The organism is Arthrobacter sp. zg-Y750, from assembly GCF_020907365.1.
Classification (GTDB): domain Bacteria; phylum Actinomycetota; class Actinomycetes; order Actinomycetales; family Micrococcaceae; genus Arthrobacter_B.
Map to the genome: position 1 here is coordinate 1 of NZ_JAJJOC010000001.1, position 15,662 is coordinate 15,662.

Consider the following 15,662-nt stretch of genomic DNA (forward strand, 5'->3'; position numbering starts at 1 on the left):
CCGGAAGAGGGTTTCCATCCGGTTCAGCATCCGGGCCCGCTGCGCCTCCGCCCACGCGATCAGGTGTGCGACCCGGACCAGCACTTCACCCACAGCCTGGTCGTCGAAGGATTCAAGGTTCTGCAGAGCCAGGGTTCCGCTGAAACCATCCGGAAAATCAGTGCCGGTTCCGCAGGAACGCCCACCCGCGCCGCCGTCGTCAGTGCCGGCGCCCGAGGCCGCTCGAAACACCGCTAGTGAGCACTTCTGACCGGGACCGTCCCCGGTATCAGCCCCGTCTTCAGCGGCCCGGTGTCCAGTTCCTGTTTGTTCAGTTTTCTGTCCGGTTACCGGCCCGGCATTCCCGATCTGGTCCATGCTTAAGGCTTTCATCCGGCACTGACATTTCCGGGCAAAAACCGGCCGAAACGGACACGTTGAAGCACTTCAAATACCCGTCTTTACAGCGCCACTACGTACGTCCGGGAAACCGCCGATATGCATCTGCGCTCCCAACCAACAGCGTTCAATTCCCGAGCATGGGATCCCGCGAATCCGTGCGGATCCGGCAGGGTTTTCCAGCACCGGCCGAAACCTGCTAAGCTTCTTGAGTCCCACAGGACGTCCGGTTTACCGGTGTCCTTGCCCTCGTAGCTCAGGGGATAGAGCGGTTGCCTCCGGAGCAACAGGCCGTAGGTTCGAATCCTATCGAGGGCACTTTGAGACACACGGAAGAACCCCGCAGCTCCATGCTGCGGGGTTCTTTTGCTTTGCACCCCTCTTGCGCCACGCCCCGATGCGCTAATCGATGCTTTCTCCCGGCTGCGCATCGGACAGCGGGATACCCGCCTGCTCGACGGCGGCCCGCACCGCAGGCGGAGGCAGGAAAAAACGCGGCTGCAGCTCTTCCCAGCCCTGATGCTTGGTTTTCTTCCCGAACTCGAGATGCGCCTGGTCCAGCGGGTTGTCTGGAACAAGTCCGGGGCTTGCCTCCCCCATCATTTGGAAGTGGTACATCCACCACGACCCGTCGGCCTCCTGGTTAAGGAACGTCGCCTCAACAGCCATGAGTTCCCGGTCCAAGGTGGCGAGACACTCCTCGTACCGCTCGTGGAGCATGGCCATCCAGTCATCGAAGGACGATTCCCGCCCGTCCAGCAGCTTCGCGCGGCTCAGTTCCATCCGCATTCCCGGCGGGACCGACGCCGGCATGGGCCAACCCGCAAAGTCCGGACCGGCAGGCTGAAACGGGATAGGAGCGTAGTTCTGTTCCTGCATGCCGCCACTGTAAGGCCGGCACCAGCGTTTTCCCGAAACCGGAATCATGCGGGCCGCGCAAAACAATTCCGCCAAAAACCTTGCGCTCTGCAGACCTTCCCGGGTTATGGTGTTCGCACATACCAACCGGTCGGTTCTGAGCTCTCCGCCGCCGGACCCCGAATACCCGCGAGAAACCCGGACCCGCCGCAATGAAAACCATGAACATCAAAGAAGAGTTGGCACGGACCTCCGTGGAGCTCTTCGCGCGGCAGGGCTACGCCAAAACCAGCGTCCAGCAGATTGTGGACGCTGCAGGAGTAACCAAGGGGGCGCTGTATCACTACTTCAATTCCAAGGATGACCTGCTCTTCGACATTTACGACCGCATCCTGACCCTGCAGCACGAGCACCTGACCGAGATCATCGGGCGGGGGCTGCCCGCTGCGGAAACCCTGCGGCTGGTGTGCGAGGACCTGGTTCGGACCTCCATTGACTGGATCCGGGAGGGGACAGTCTTCTTCCGTTCGCAGCACATGCTGAGCGAAGACCGATTGGAAGAGGTGCAGCGGCGGCGGCGCGAGTTCAATAAGGCCTTCACCCGCATCCTGGTCCGAGGCCAGGAGGACGGAGTGTTCCGCACCGATATCCCCATTCCGGTACTCGCAGCAAACTTTTTCTCAGATCCGCACTACCTCTCCTACTGGTACTCCCCCGGCGGGGCCATCAGCCGCGAGACGGTAGCAGCCCAACTGACCGACCTTTACCTGGCGGGCCTGCAGGCAAAGTAGCCGAAGCCAGCACCACTGCACCACCAGCACCACTGCACCTCCAGCACCACCAGCACCACAGCACCTCCAGCACCACAGCACCACCGCACCTCCCTCCCTACCGCAACACACGCGCCACCACAGCACGCAAGGTAAGAGCAGAGACGATGGAGTACTCATGCAGGAGCAACATACCGACCGGTCGGAACCGCCGCGTCTGCAGCTCAACGGGATCACCGTCCGGTTCGGCGGCCTGTCCGCCCTGGACTCGGTGTCCCTGGATATTCCGGCCGGCGCGGTCGTGGGGGTGATGGGACCCAACGGTGCCGGCAAAACCACCCTCTTCAATGTCATCTGCGGAGTTTTCCCGCCAACCGGGGGCAGCCTGGCTCTGGACGGCCGGGATTTCCACCCCCGTCCGCACCGGCTTACCCGCCACGGCGTGGCACGCACCCTGCAGGGTTTGGGCCTGTTCCCGGGGCTGACCGTGCTGCAGAACGTGATGGCGGGACTCGCTGCTGAATCCCGCCGCGGAGCGGACCTGCTGGCCCTGCCCGGCGCCGTCCGGCAGGAGGATCAATTCAGGGACCGTGCGCTGGCCGCGCTCGCTGCCCTCGACGTCGCCGGCTATTCCGCAGCACTGCCGGACACCCTGCCATACGGCATCCGGAAGAAGGTGGCCCTGGCCCGGGCACTGGTGAGCGAACCGCGGCTGCTGCTGCTGGATGAACCCGCCGGCGGGCTGGCCCACGAAGACATCGAGGAACTCGCGTCGCTGATCCGCACCATGCCCGGCAACGGCTGCTCGGTGGTGCTCGTGGAACACCACGTTGACCTGGTGATGGACGTCTGCGACCGGATCGCGGTGCTGGACTTCGGCAGGCTGATCGCAGAAGGAACGCCGGCAGAAATCGGTGCGGACCCTGCTGTCGCCGATGCCTATCTGGGGGTCGACGTCGCATGAGCGGCGGACTGGTCCTGGAGGGCGTGAATGCCGGCTACGGCGCCGTCCGGGTCCTGCACGACGTCGGGCTCACGGTGGAAGAGGGTTCCATCACCGCGGTGGTGGGAGCCAACGGCGCAGGAAAAACCACGCTGCTGCGGACCGTCACCGGCCAGCTGCGGCCGTGGGCCGGCAGCATCCGGCTGGGCGGCAAAGACCTCACCCGCGTCCCGGTGGAGGCCATGGTGCGGCAGGGAGTAGCGCTCGTTCCCGAAGGCCGCGGCGTGATTACCGAACTCACGGTGGATGAGAACCTGCGCCTGGGCGGGCTGTGGCGGCGCGACCGCAAGGCGGCAGCCGCTGTCCTGGCGGAGATGTACACACTGTTCGAGCCCCTGGCCCGCCGCCGGAAAGCCCCCGGGCACCAGCTCTCCGGCGGCGAGCGCCAGATGCTTGCCCTCGGCCGGGCACTGATGGCCGCACCATCGCTGCTGCTGCTGGATGAACCGTCCCTCGGGTTGGCGCCGAAGGTAACCGCCCAGATCCTGGGCATGCTCCGCAGCCTCCGGGACGACACCGGGCTGACCGTACTCCTGATTGAACAGAACGTCCGCAGCGCCCTGGCCGTCGCGGACCACGGCATCATCCTCAACCTGGGCCGAATCGTCGCAGCACGGCCCGCAGCCGAGCTGGCCGCCGACACCGGCCTCCGCCACACCTATCTGGGGTTCTAATGGACAGATTCCTTTTCCTCACCTTCGACGGACTGGCACGGGGTGCTGTCCTGGCGGCCTTTGCCCTCTCCCTGGTCCTCATCTGGCGAGCGGCGCGGATCGTGAACTTTGCCCAGGGCGCCATGGCAGTGGCCGCCACATACATCGCCTTCACCGTCACCGCGCTGACCGGCAACTACTGGGCCGGCCTGGCGGCGGCGCTCGCTGCCGGTTTCCTCATCGGAGCCCTGGTGGAACGCGGCGTCATGCGCTTCGTGGGTAACTCCTCGCCCTTGAACCCGGTCATCGCCGGGCTGGGACTGCTGCTGGTGATCCAGGCGGTCCTGGGCATGGTCTTCGGCAACAGCTACCGGACCATGACAACGCCGTTCAGTTCCAACCCCGTGGAAATCTTCGGCATCACCGCGGTCTCCTCCTACGACCTGTTCGTGTTCGCCTGCATTGCCCTGCTGGTGGGAGCCCTGGTGCTGCTCTTCACCAAAACACCTCTGGGGCTGCGGCTGCGTGCTTCAGCCTTTGCGCCGGACCTCGCCCGGCTGCTGGGGGTGCGGACATCCCGGATGCTCACCCTCGGGTGGGCTCTGTCCTCGGCCCTGGGTGCGCTCGCCGCACTGCTGGTAATCCCGACCGAACTGGGATTGAACCCGCACGCGGCCGACACGGTTTTTGTGTACGCCTTCACCGTGTCCGTCATCGGCGGACTGGATTCGCCCGCCGGCGCCGTCATCGGCGGACTGGCCGTGGGTGTCCTGCTCAGCTGGGTAAGCGGCTACCTGGGCGCCACCCTGGCCCCCGTCGCCGTCCTGGTCCTGCTGCTGGCCGTACTGCTTGTCCGGCCCGGCGGCATTTTCGCAATGACCAAGGAGCGAACCGTATGAGCGTCCTTCTGCGTTACTTCGTTGCCGCCGCCGCGGCCGTCTTCCTGATCGGCCTGACGTTCATCATCCCGTCCTTCACCTCCTACCAGCTGGCGACGGCGTGCGCCTACCTGTGCGGGATCGCCGGGCTGACCCTGCTGACCGGAGCCGGCGGGCAGCTCTCCCTCGGCCAGGCGGCCCTGATGGCCGCCGGTGCCTACACTTACGCGCTGACCGCCAATGCGCTGGACGACGCCGGGGTGGAGGGTCCGCTGCTGCTCGTCGTGCCGCTGGTCGCGGCCGTGGCCGGTGCAGGTGTCCTGGGCCTGGTGATCGGCTTGGCCGCCGGGCGGCTGCACGGGCCCTATCTGGCCGGTTTCACTATGGCCCTGGTGGTCGCGCTGCCCGCAGTAACCAGCACGTTTTCCTCCGTGCTGGGCGGAGACCAGGGACTGTGGGTCACGGTTCAGAAGCGTCCGGCAGCCCTGCGCGGGACCGTGTCCACGGAGGCCTGGCAGGCCTGGCTCGCCGTCGTCTGCGCCGTGGCGGTCATGGCGGTGCTGGCCAACCTGCTCCGCGGGCGCTTCGGCCGTGAACTGCGTGCCGTGCGGGACAACCCCGTGGCAGCTGCGCTGGCCGGGATCAACCCGGCCCGCACCAAGGTGGCTGCCTTTGTGATCAGCTCGGCTGCGGCGGGCATGGGCGGCGGCCTGCTGGCCTACACCACGCAAAGCGCCAGCCCCGGAGCCTACTCGCTGGTGTTCTCACTGTTCCTGTTGATGGCCGCCGTGGTCGGCGGCATCGGCTCGCTCACCGGAGCGGTCTGGGGTGCGGTGCTCCTGGTGGCCCTGCCCCACCTGATCGGCACGGCCACCTCCCGGTTGGCACTGCCCACGGATTTGGCGCAGCGCCTGGACGGCAATCTCTCCGTAGCCATCTTCGGGCTCGTCCTGGTCCTGGTGGTGCTGCTCGCTCCGCAGGGCATCCAGGGCCTGCTTGTGAAGCTTTGGCACCGGACCGGTTTCAAACGTTCCGCTTCCCTCGTCCGGTCCGCGGCGCCTGCGTCCGCCCCGCGTCCGGCCTCCCCGCCTCTTCCGATCCGGCACCAGCCGGCGGAGCAACCCGCAACCCAGAAAGGTCAATGATGACTCGTTCCCCGCTCCGCATAGGTGCCGCCGTCCTGGCAGCAGCAGCCCTTGGTCTATCCTCATGCGCTTCGCCTGAGGAAGGCTCCGACCCGGCTGCCGAAGACGTTCCCGGCATCACGGACACCACCGTCACGGTGGGCACCCATCAGCCGCTGACCGGCCCCGCGGCTGCCGGCTATTCCACCATCTCCCCGGCCACCCAGGCCTACTTCGACTATGTGAACGACAACGGCGGCGTCAACGGCCGGACCATCGAATACATCGTGAAAGATGACGGCTACAACCCGGCCAACACGCAGTCCGCGGTGCGGGAAATGGTGCTCCAGGACGAGGTGTTTGCCCTGGTGGGCGGACTGGGCACGCCGCCGCACAGCGCCGTCCTGGACTTCGTCAACGACAACGAGGTGCCGGACCTCTTTGTCGCTTCCGGTTCCCCCACCTGGGACCAGCCCGACGAGTACCCCTACACCTACGGCTTCATGGTGGACTACCCCACCGAGTCCCGGATCCTGGCCACCTATGCCCAGGAGGAGTTCCCGGACAAGACCTATTGCTTCTTCGGCCAGGACGATGACTTCGGCGACGAGTTCAAAGCCGGCTTGGAAGCGGTGCTGGGTTCCGACGGGCTGGCCGATGCCCAGGTCTATTCCACGGCCAATACCGACATTGCCGCCCAGATCAGCGCCATGAAGGAAGCCGGCTGCGAGGTCAATTTTATGGCCACGATCAACGGCTTCAGCGCCCAGGCCGTGGGAACCGCTGCCAAGCTGGGCTACTTCCCGCAGTGGATGGCCTCCTCTGCCGGAGGAGACTACAACACCCTGTCCGGCTATCTGGGTGAAAACACGAACAAGCTGCTGCAGGGGTTCGTCAGCGCCAACTACCTTCCCGCCTATTCGGAAACCGAGGATGACTGGATCAAGAAGTTCCGGGAAATCAACGAGGAGTACAACGCCGGCGCCGCCTTCGACGGGAACACCGTCTTCGGAATGTCCATCGGTTACCTGTTCGTGGAAGCCCTGAAGGAGGCCGGAGAGAATCCCACCCGCGAATCCCTGCTTGAGGCACTGGAATCCGGCAATGTCACCGGCAACGGCCTGGTGCCCCTGGGCTTCAGCGGGGACAGCCACCGCGGCTACACCGGAGCCATGCTGACCCGGGTGGATAACGGGGTGCAGTCCTACTTCGGCACCGCGTACACGGTCGACGGCGACGACGTCCAGGAATACACCGGGGAACGCAGCGCTATGCCCGCCAACGGGCTGCCGGACTAGGCCCGCCGGGCATCCCGCCTAAACCCGAAACAAAGGAGGGCCCGTTCGCAAACGGGCCCTCCTTTGTGGTTACTCCAGCACGCTTTCTTACTCGAGCACGCTTTCTTACTCGAGCACGTAGAGCGAGATCGACTCGGCCACTGCGGCCGGCTTGTCCACGCCCTCAATCTCCACGGTCACCAGCAGTTTCACCCGCACGCCACGGTCCACCTGCTCCACAGAGGCAATTTCGGAGCGTGCCCGCACCCGGCTGCCCACCGGCACCGGGTGCGGGAAACGGACCCTGTCCAGGCCGTAGTTCACGCCCATCACCATGCCGTCCACCCGGAACCGGCCGGAGGCGAGCGCCGGCAGCAGGGCCAGGCTGAGGTAGCCGTGGGCAATGGTGCTGCCGAAGGGGCCATCGGCGGCTCGCTCGGGATCCACATGGATCCACTGGTGGTCATCCGTGGCATCGGCAAACATATTGATGCGTTCCTGGTCGATGGTGATCCAGTCGCTGGTTTCCACGTGTCCCTCTGCAGCGGACAGCTCCGCAACGGATCCGAAGTGTGCCACCGCTAGTCCTTGGGTCCGCCGGCGACGTACAGCACCTGGCCGGAGACGAAGGAGGCTTCCGCACGGGCGAAGAACGACGCGGCAGCAGCTATGTCCTCCGGGGTACCTGCCCGGCCCACCGGTATCTCCTTGGCGGCGTGCGCCATGAAGTCCTCGAACGGCACCCCCACGCGCTCCGCCGTCGCCCTGGTCATGTCGGTTTCGATGAATCCGGGGGCAATCGCGTTCACGGTGACGCCGTAGCGGCCGAGCTCGATGGCCAGCGTCTTGGTGAAGCCCTGGATGCCGGCTTTGGCGGCGGCATAGTTGGCCTGGCCCCGGTTGCCGAGGGCGGAGGTGGAGGAGAGGTTGATGATCCGTCCCCACTCCTCCGTCACCTGGTGGGCCTGCACCGCCCGGCTCATCAGGAACGCGCCGCGCAGGTGCACCCCCATAACGGCGTCCCAGTCCGTCTCGCTCATCTTGAACAGCAGGTTGTCGCGCAGGATGCCGGCGTTGTTCACCAGGATGGTGGGCGGGCCCAGTTCCGCGGCGATCCGGGCCACGGCCTGTTCGACGGCGGCGGCATCGGACACGTCCGCGCCGATGCCGAGGGCTTCTCCCCCGGCGTGGCGGATGGCTTCGACGGTCCGCGCGGTGTCTTCCTCCCGGAGGTCGATGACCGCTACGGCATGGCCGTCCGCGGCCAGCCGGGCGGCAACGGCTGCGCCGATTCCCCGGCCGGCACCGGTAACGACGGCTACACGTCGGGTGGAGCTTACTGGTGTGTCAGACATGGCTCTCCTTGGTTGCCGTCCGTGCCTCAGTGCGCGGACCGGCGTGGCGGGTGTGGCAATGTGCAGGTGTGGCAATGTGGGGCCGACAATACCGACCAGCCGGTATGCAATGCAATGGTGGTCCGCAGCCTGGCGGCGCCGCGCCGCGGCGGATGGAGCTGCGCTGCGCAATGGCAGGCCTTACCCGGCCGCCGCAGCACTCCGGCCCCGGAAGGTCCGGCGGTAGGCTGCGGGGCTGACGCCCAGTCCGCGGCGGAAATGGTGGCGCAGCAGCTCGGCCTGTCCAAAACCGGTGGCCCTGGCCACTTCATCAATGCCCAGGTCTGTATCCTCCAGCAGTTCCTGGGCCCGCAGCACCCGCTGGCGGGTGAGCCAGGCGGCCGGCGTGGAACCGGTCTCGGCCTTGAACCGGCGTGCGAAAGTCCGCTCGGACATGCTGGCCCGGGCTGCCAGGTCCTTCACTGTGTGCTCCTTGCCCAGGCTTTCTCCCATCCAGACCAGCATCTCTTCGAGTGTCTCGCAGGCCGCGGCCGGAACCTGCCGGGCGATGAACTGGACCTGGCCGCCGTCGCGGTGCGGCGGGACCACCATGTCCCGCGCGATGGCGGCGGCGACGCCTGCCCCCAGCTCTCCCCGCACCAGGTGCAGGGCGGCGTCGATGGCCGCCGCGGTCCCGGCACTGGTGAGGATGTTTCCGTCCTGGACGTAGAGCACGTCCTCATCCACCTCACACTGCGGAAACCGTTCCGCGAGTTCACGCGAGTACATCCAGTGCGTGGTGGCCCTGCGGCCGTCCAGGAGCCCGGCTTCGGCCAGCACGAAGGCGGCGGAGCAAACGCTCATCACCCATGCACCGCGCTCATGGGCAGCCCGGAGCGCCGCCGTCACGGATTCCGGCACACGGTTTCCGGTCCCCTCGGAGGGTGCCATCACCACCAGGTCCGCCCGGTCCGCGGCCTCCAAGCCGTGCTCAACGTTCATGCTGAATCCGGCCTTGGTGCGGACCGGTCCCGGCACCGGCGTGCACACGGTGAAGTCAAAGGCGGGCACACCTCCGGGCCGCTCCGTCCGGTCGATTCCGAAGACCTCGGCCAGCACCCCGAGCTCGAACACCGCCAGTCCGTCCAGCACGATCACCGCCACCGTTTTCAGCATGCGGCCAGTATGGCAGTTTCTTCACGCTAATGGTCCTTTCTGCCACTTATTTTTCCGGGAGGACCGCCGCAGGCTGGGGGTATGGAATTTTTGTCAGCATTGGTCATTGTGTTCCTCCTGGCGGCGGGATTTGCCGCGCTCCTCACTGCGACAGTCCGTGCCGTGCGCACCGACGGAACCGGGCACCTTCCCCCGCTCACCACGGAGGGCAGCGATGATGTGCCGCCGGCGTCCGGCTTCGATGCCGTGCGCGGCTACCAGCAGCTGTACGGTCATCGGCACTAGGGTGCCGCAGCAGCGGCGCCGGGTAGCCGCCGCACCCGAGGCATGTCCGGGAGCAGCCGATTCGGTTGGTCAGCGCAGGCCGTTGGCGTACAGGTCCCGCAGCAGCGCAATCTCGGCCAGGTGGTGGATCATCTCCCGGTTGATGTGCAGCACCAGCGCGGACATCGGCTCCTGCGCCCAGCGGCCCTCCGCCTCACCGGCCGGAGCGGCCAGCTCCCCGGGGCTGAGCGCCGACACCGCGGTAATCCAGGCTGCGTAGTACCCGTCCAGCAGTTCGAGGGCCTCCTGAGCGGTACCGGGATAGTCGAAGTCCTCATAGCTCGCCGGCCGGCCGCCGAAATGGGCGGCGTTCCGCATGCCCAGGACAGCGACGAGCAGATGCGCCACCCGCCAGGCGATGGTGGTGACCGGCGCCGGCTCCGGCTCGGGAAAGGCAAAGTCGATGGTGAAGTCTCCGCTCCCGCCCTGCACCGGAGCCATGCTGGTACCGCGCGGGCGCACGTTCCAGCATCCGGGCACCGGTTCCCAGAAGTACTCGGCGTCAGTGAGGCCGGCAAGCCGGGGGCGGGCCTGGTTCTCCCAGTGCCACGCGAGCTGCTCGGCCAGCTCGGCCGCCGGCACGCGTTGCTGCTCCACTCGGTTCTCCTGCTGCTGGTCCTGCGTCATGGCTGCGCCTTTCCTTGGGGATTCGTGTGATTGGGGATTCGTACGGAAGTTTTCCCAGCCTAGAAACAGATCAGGACAGCTTTTGACCTGAATACGGCGTAGCTTGATGTCCATGTTGGAAACCTCAGCACGGCTGCTGCAACTGCTGTCCCTGCTGCAGCTGCGCCGCGAATGGACCGGGTCCGCCCTGGCGGAGAGGCTGTCCATCACCGAACGCACCGTGCGCAGGGACATCGGCAAGCTGCGCACGCTGGGCTATCCCATTTCCGCATCCCCGGGTATCGCCGGCGGCTACCAGCTGGGAGCCGGCGCACAGCTGCCCCCGCTGCTGCTCGACGACGACGAAGCGCTCGCCGTCGCCCTCGGGCTGACGGCGGTGGCCACCGGACCCGTGACCGGCATCGGCGAAGCCTCCGTTCGGGCACTGGCGAAGCTGGAGCACGTGCTGCCCGGCCGCCTGCGGCCCAAGTTCTCCGCGCTGCGCCAATCGGTCTCCACCCTGTCCGGGCCGCCCGGCGGGGTGGACCCCGGCATCCTTACCGCTTTTTCCGCCGGGATCACCGAGCACCGGGTTGTTTCCTTCCGGTACACCGGCGCCGACGGCGGATCCGCCCGCCGCATGGTGGAGCCCTACCGGCTGGTCAGCACCGGGCGGCGCTGGTATGCCGTGGCCTGGGACCTGGAGCGCTGCGACTGGCGGACCTTCCGGGTGGACCGCTGCGACAGCACGCCGGCCCAGCGGGAACGCTTTACGCCCCGTCCACTGCCGGCCCGGGACCTTGCCGCCTACGTGCAGGAATCCATTACCCGCAACCCGTACCGCTACACCGTGGTGGTGCGCCTGGCCGCACCGCTGGCCATGGTCGCCGAACGCGTGCCGCCGGATGTCGCCAACCTCAGTGCGGACGGGCCGGGGCACACCATCCTGCGCGGCGGCTGGGATTCGCTGGACCTGCCGTTGATCAACCTCACGGCCTGGGGTGTGCCTTTCGAGATCCTCGAGCCGCCCGAGATGCGCGAGCGTGCCCGCCGCGCCGTCACCCTGCTGCAGCACGCCGTCGAAATCCCGCCCACGGCGGAATCTCCCTAAGCGGCCCGAGCCAAGCCACTAGACTGGTGGCAACATGGCACTGACAATTTCCTATCCCGCCCAGCTGCCCGTTTCGGAGCGCCGCGAAGACATCATGGCTGCCATCGCGGCCAACCAAGTCACCGTTATTGCCGGTGAAACCGGGTCCGGTAAAACCACCCAGATCCCCAAGATGTGCCTGGAACTGGGGCTGGCGGAAAAGGGCCTGATCGGCCACACCCAGCCGCGCCGCCTTGCCGCGCGAACCGTGGCCGAGCGCATCGCGTCCGAGCTCGACGTCGAAATCGGCGACGAAGTGGGCTTCCAGGTCCGGTTTACCGGCGAGACCAGCCGCAAGACCAAGGTCAAGCTGATGACCGACGGTATCCTGCTGGCCGAAATCCAGCACGATCCGAAGCTGAAGAAGTACAGCACCATCATCATTGACGAGGCCCACGAGCGCAGCCTCAACATCGACTTCATCCTCGGCTACCTGCGCCGGCTGCTGCCCGAACGCCCGGACCTGAAGGTGATCATCACCTCGGCCACCATTGATCCGCAGCGCTTCGCGGAGCACTTCGCCCTGGACGGCAAGCCGGCGCCCATCATCGAAGTGTCGGGCCGCACCTTCCCGGTGGAAATCCGCTACCGTCCGCTGAACCAGCCCGCGGACGGCGGCAGCGACGACGACGGCCCCGAAGACGAACTCGAAGAGGACCGCGACCCGGTGGACGCGGTGTGCGACGCAGTGGACGAACTTTCCCGCGAAGCGCCCGGCGACGTCCTCGTGTTCTTCTCCGGCGAGCGCGAAATCCGCGACGCCGCCGACGCCCTGCGTTCCTCGGTGGCACGCAACCCCCGGCTGGCGAACACCGAGATCCTGCCGCTGTACGCCCGCCTCTCCCTGGCCGAGCAGCACAAGGTCTTCTCCCCCGGCCGCAACCGCCGGATCGTGCTGGCCACCAACGTCGCCGAGACGTCCCTGACCGTGCCGGGCATCAAATACGTGGTGGACACCGGCACCGCCCGCATTTCGCGCTACTCGCACCGCACCAAGGTCCAGCGGCTGCCCATCGAACGCATCTCCCAGGCCTCGGCGAACCAGCGCTCCGGGCGCTGCGGCCGTGTTTCGGACGGCATCGCCATCCGCCTGTACTCGCAGGAGGACTTCGAGTCCCGGCCCGAGTTCACCGACCCGGAAATCCTGCGCACCAACCTCGCCGCCGTCATCCTGCAGATGGCCGCCATGGGCGTGGCCAAGGGCCCCAAGGATGTATCCGACTTCCCGTTCGTCCAGCCGCCGGATTCCAAGGCGGTCAACGACGGCGCGGTGCTGCTGCGCGAACTCGGTGCCCTGCATCCCAAGGGCGGCATCACCCCGGTGGGCCGCAAGCTCTCCCAGCTGCCGGTGGATCCGCGGCTGGGCCGGATGATCGTTGAAGCGGGCCAGCGCGGCTGCGCCAAGGAGCTCATGGTCCTGACCGCCGCCCTGACCATCCAGGATCCGCGCGAGCGGCCCTCCAAGGACGATCCGGCCCGCGCGCAGAAGGCCGCGGAAATGCACAAGCGGTTCGTGGACGAGAAGTCGGACTTCACCGGCTACCTGAACCTGTGGCGCTACGTCCAGGAAAAGCAGAAGGAGCTGTCCTCCTCCGCCTTCCGGCGGCTGTGCAAGAACGAGTTCCTGAACTTCCTGCGCATCCGCGAATGGCAGGACCTGTTTGCGCAGCTGCGCCAGCTGGCCAAGCCGCTGGGCATCACCCTGTCCCCGGACCCGGTGGACCCGGTGGGCCGGCATAAGGAAATCCATATGTCGCTGCTGGCCGGGCTGCTCAGCCACATCGGCCTCTATGACCAGCGCAAGCGCGAATACGCCGGCGCCCGGGGTACCCGCTTCGCGGTGTTCCCCGGTTCGGCCCTGTTCAAGAAGTCCCCGGACTGGGTGATGGCGGCCGAACTGGTGGAGACCTCCCGGCTGTGGGCGCGGGTGGCGGCGTCGTTTGATCCGCTCTGGGCCGAGGAAGTGGCGCCGCACCTGGTCAAGCGCACCTACAGCGAGCCGCACTGGTCCAAGAGCCGCGGCGCGGTAATGGCCTATGAGAAGGTCACCCTGTACGGCGTTCCCGTGGTCCCCCAGCGAAGCATCAACTACGGCCGGATCGATCCGGTGCTCTCCCGCGAGATGTTCATCCGCCACGCCCTGGTGGAGGGCGACTGGCGCACGCACCACAAGTTCTTCCACCGCAACCAGGCCTTGCTGGCCGAAGTGGAGGAACTGGAGAACCGGGTCCGCCGCCGCGGCCTGCGCGTGGATGACGAGACCCTCTTCGAGTTCTACGACGAGCGCGTGGGCGCCGACGTCGTCTCCGAGCGGCATTTCGACAAGTGGTGGAAGTCCGCCCGGCACGAGAACCCCGCCCTGCTGGACTTTGACCCGGACGCCCTGCGCACCGACAACGCCGAGGGGCTGGACGAGAACGACTTCCCCAAGTCCTTCTTCTACGGTTCCTTCGAGCTGCCGCTGACCTACGAGTTCACGCCCGGCGTGCCCGGCGCCAACGACGGTGTCACGGTGGAAGTGCCGGTCCTGTTCCTGAACCAGCTCACGCCCGGACCCTTCGCGTGGCAGATCCCGGGGCTGCGCGCCGAACTCATCACCGCCCTGATCAAGTCCCTGCCCAAGGCGGTGCGGAAGAACTTCGTTCCGGCGCCCGACGTCGCCCGCTCGGCTGCCGCTGCGCTGGCCGCGGACTTCGACCCTGCCTCCGATGAGCTGGAGCCGTCCCTGGAACTGGTGCTGCGCCGGCTCAAGGGCTCCATCATTCCGCCCGGTTCCTGGAACTGGGACGCGGTGCCGGCGCATCTGCGGATGACCTTCACCGTGGTGGATTCCGCCGGTCGGGTGCTGGACGAAGGCAAGGACCTTGCGGCACTGCAGGAGGCCCTGGCCCCGGCCACCCGGCGCGCCATTGCCGAGTCACTGGGCGCCACGCCGTCGACCGTTCAGCCGCGCGGACCCAAGGGCGCCAAGGGTTCCAAGGGTTCCAACGGGTCCAACGGGTCCAACGGGTCCAACGGCAAGGCCCCCGCTACTGCGAACGGCAGCGGTTCCTCCTCCTCCGTGGCGGAGCGGACCGGACTGACCGAGTGGAGCATCGGCACCCTGGAGAAGCAGGTCCAGCGGCTGGTGGCCGGCCACACCGTGACCGGTTATCCGGCGCTGGTGGATGAAGGCAGCACGGCCGGCGTGCGGATCTTCCAGAGCCCGGGTGAACAGCGCACGGCAATGCGCGCCGGAGTCATCCGGCTGCTGGTGCTGCGGGTACCCAGCCCGGCTAAATACGTACTGGAGCACCTGAGCAACACCGAGAAGCTGACCTTCAGCCAAAATCCGCACGGCAGTGTGGCTGCGCTGATCGAGGACTGCACGCTGGCCGCAGTGGACAAGCTCACCCCGGAGGTGCTGCCCTGGACCCGCGCGGAATTCGATGCACTTTATGAAACCGTTCGGGCTGAACTGATCGACACCGTCTTCACCGTCACCGCCATTGTGGAGAAGATCCTCGCCAGCACCAGGCGGATCACGAAGGCGCTCAAGGGCACCACTTCGCTGTCCCTGATCAGCGCCCTGAACGACATCCGGGCACAGCTGGACGCCCTGGTGTATCCGGGGTTCGTGGCCCGAACGGGCTACGCCCAGCTGATGCACCTGCCCCGCTACCTGGCCGGCATTGAGCGGCGCCTGGAGAAGCTGCCCGGCAACGTGCAGCGCGACGGGCTGTCCATGGCAGTGGTCCAGCGTCTGGAGGATGAGTACGACGACGCCGTGGCGGCGCTGGCGCCCGGCCGCGGCACTCCCCCGGAACTTGCCGAGGTGCGCTGGATGATCGAGGAACTGCGGATCAGCTTCTTTGCCCAGGAACTGGGCACGGCCCGGACCGTTTCGGAGAAACGGATCCGGACCGCACTGAACTCCGCGCTGGCTCCGGCCTGAGGCACCCGCCCGGCCGATTCACCGGCCGGGTGCCCCAACGGAGCCAGTTGCGTCGTGCTAGCTCTCCCTGCGTCGTGCTGACAGCAGCAACACCGACCCGGCGGATAGGACGAGTAACGCGGTTCCCGTGACCCACATGCCTTCTGCACCGGTAGAGGCAAGTCCGGATTCAGGAACGCGCTGGGCAGGATTTGCCT

15 protein-coding genes and 1 tRNA gene are annotated in these 15,662 nt (G+C 66.8%); 10 read left to right on the forward strand and 6 right to left on the reverse strand.

The genetic code is table 11. The features are described 5' to 3' along the window. On the reverse strand, positions 1-231 hold a 231-nt coding region (locus tag LOC57_RS00005; RefSeq protein WP_229957416.1), incomplete at its 3' end, for a hypothetical protein. 392 nt (positions 232-623) lie between these two features. Here LOC57_RS00005 and LOC57_RS00010 point away from each other — a divergent pair. Continuing rightward, positions 624-696: transfer RNA gene (locus LOC57_RS00010), tRNA-Arg, on the forward strand. A gap of 84 nt (positions 697-780) precedes the next feature. On the opposite strand, the gene LOC57_RS00015 is transcribed toward LOC57_RS00010, so the two are convergent. After that, positions 781-1,257: a DUF6176 family protein gene (locus tag LOC57_RS00015; RefSeq protein ID WP_229957418.1), complete on the reverse strand. Its 477-nt coding sequence runs from the start codon at positions 1,255-1,257 to the stop codon at positions 781-783. Positions 1,258-1,457: 200 nt separating this feature from the next. Between LOC57_RS00015 and LOC57_RS00020 the strand changes: the two genes are divergently transcribed. The 6 genes from LOC57_RS00020 (at position 1,458) to LOC57_RS00045 (ending at position 6,962) form a co-directional block, all read left to right on the forward strand. After that, positions 1,458-2,027: a TetR/AcrR family transcriptional regulator gene (locus LOC57_RS00020; RefSeq protein WP_229957421.1), complete on the forward strand. Its 570-nt coding sequence runs from the start codon at positions 1,458-1,460 to the stop codon at positions 2,025-2,027. Positions 2,028-2,184: 157 nt separating this feature from the next. Next, a complete protein-coding gene (locus tag LOC57_RS00025) occupies positions 2,185-2,970 on the forward strand; it encodes an ABC transporter ATP-binding protein (protein WP_229957423.1) in 786 nt (261 codons plus the stop codon). Further along, positions 2,967-3,683, forward strand: a complete 717-nt coding sequence (locus LOC57_RS00030) for an ABC transporter ATP-binding protein (RefSeq protein WP_227913823.1) — start codon at positions 2,967-2,969, stop codon at positions 3,681-3,683. The genes LOC57_RS00025 and LOC57_RS00030 overlap by 4 nt, the downstream gene beginning before the upstream one ends. Beyond that, a complete protein-coding gene (locus tag LOC57_RS00035) occupies positions 3,683-4,561 on the forward strand; it encodes a branched-chain amino acid ABC transporter permease (RefSeq protein ID WP_229957425.1) in 879 nt (292 codons plus the stop codon). The genes LOC57_RS00030 and LOC57_RS00035 overlap by 1 nt, the downstream gene beginning before the upstream one ends. After that, positions 4,558-5,685 carry a branched-chain amino acid ABC transporter permease gene (locus tag LOC57_RS00040; protein WP_229957427.1) on the forward strand — a complete coding sequence of 376 codons (1,128 nt, stop codon included), beginning with the start codon at positions 4,558-4,560 and terminating at the stop codon, positions 5,683-5,685. The genes LOC57_RS00035 and LOC57_RS00040 overlap by 4 nt, the downstream gene beginning before the upstream one ends. Then, a complete protein-coding gene (locus LOC57_RS00045) occupies positions 5,685-6,962 on the forward strand; it encodes an ABC transporter substrate-binding protein (RefSeq protein ID WP_229957429.1) in 1,278 nt (425 codons plus the stop codon). The genes LOC57_RS00040 and LOC57_RS00045 overlap by 1 nt, the downstream gene beginning before the upstream one ends. 105 nt (positions 6,963-7,067) lie before the next feature. On the opposite strand, the gene LOC57_RS00050 is transcribed toward LOC57_RS00045, so the two are convergent. The 3 genes from LOC57_RS00050 to LOC57_RS00060 all read right to left on the reverse strand — a co-directional run bounded on the left by LOC57_RS00050 (position 7,068) and on the right by LOC57_RS00060 (position 9,451). Next, positions 7,068-7,520 (reverse strand): MaoC family dehydratase, encoded by a 453-nt coding sequence (locus tag LOC57_RS00050; RefSeq protein WP_227924920.1) that lies wholly within the window; start codon positions 7,518-7,520, stop codon positions 7,068-7,070. Between the two features lie 2 nt (positions 7,521-7,522). After that, positions 7,523-8,296, reverse strand: coding sequence for a 3-oxoacyl-ACP reductase FabG (gene fabG, locus LOC57_RS00055; protein ID WP_229957431.1), 774 nt, complete (start codon positions 8,294-8,296; stop codon positions 7,523-7,525). A gap of 180 nt (positions 8,297-8,476) precedes the next feature. After that, positions 8,477-9,451 carry a helix-turn-helix domain-containing protein gene (locus LOC57_RS00060; protein ID WP_229957433.1) on the reverse strand — a complete coding sequence of 325 codons (975 nt, stop codon included), beginning with the start codon at positions 9,449-9,451 and terminating at the stop codon, positions 8,477-8,479. An 81-nt stretch (positions 9,452-9,532) separates the two neighbouring features. Between LOC57_RS00060 and LOC57_RS00065 the strand changes: the two genes are divergently transcribed. Next, complete coding sequence (locus LOC57_RS00065; RefSeq protein WP_227913816.1) at positions 9,533-9,736, forward strand: hypothetical protein; 204 nt, start codon at positions 9,533-9,535, stop codon at positions 9,734-9,736. 69 nt (positions 9,737-9,805) lie between these two features. Here LOC57_RS00065 and LOC57_RS00070 read toward each other — a convergent pair whose 3' ends face one another. Next, positions 9,806-10,402, reverse strand: a complete 597-nt coding sequence (locus LOC57_RS00070) for a DinB family protein (protein WP_229957435.1) — start codon at positions 10,400-10,402, stop codon at positions 9,806-9,808. A gap of 112 nt (positions 10,403-10,514) precedes the next feature. Here LOC57_RS00070 and LOC57_RS00075 point away from each other — a divergent pair, with 112 nt between their 5' ends. Then, entirely contained in the window at positions 10,515-11,492 is a 978-nt protein-coding gene (locus tag LOC57_RS00075) for a helix-turn-helix transcriptional regulator (RefSeq protein WP_227924924.1), read from the forward strand. A gap of 34 nt (positions 11,493-11,526) precedes the next feature. Then, positions 11,527-15,465, forward strand: a complete 3,939-nt coding sequence (hrpA, locus tag LOC57_RS00080; protein ID WP_227924925.1) for an ATP-dependent RNA helicase HrpA — start codon at positions 11,527-11,529, stop codon at positions 15,463-15,465. Positions 15,466-15,662 lie beyond the last annotated feature (197 nt).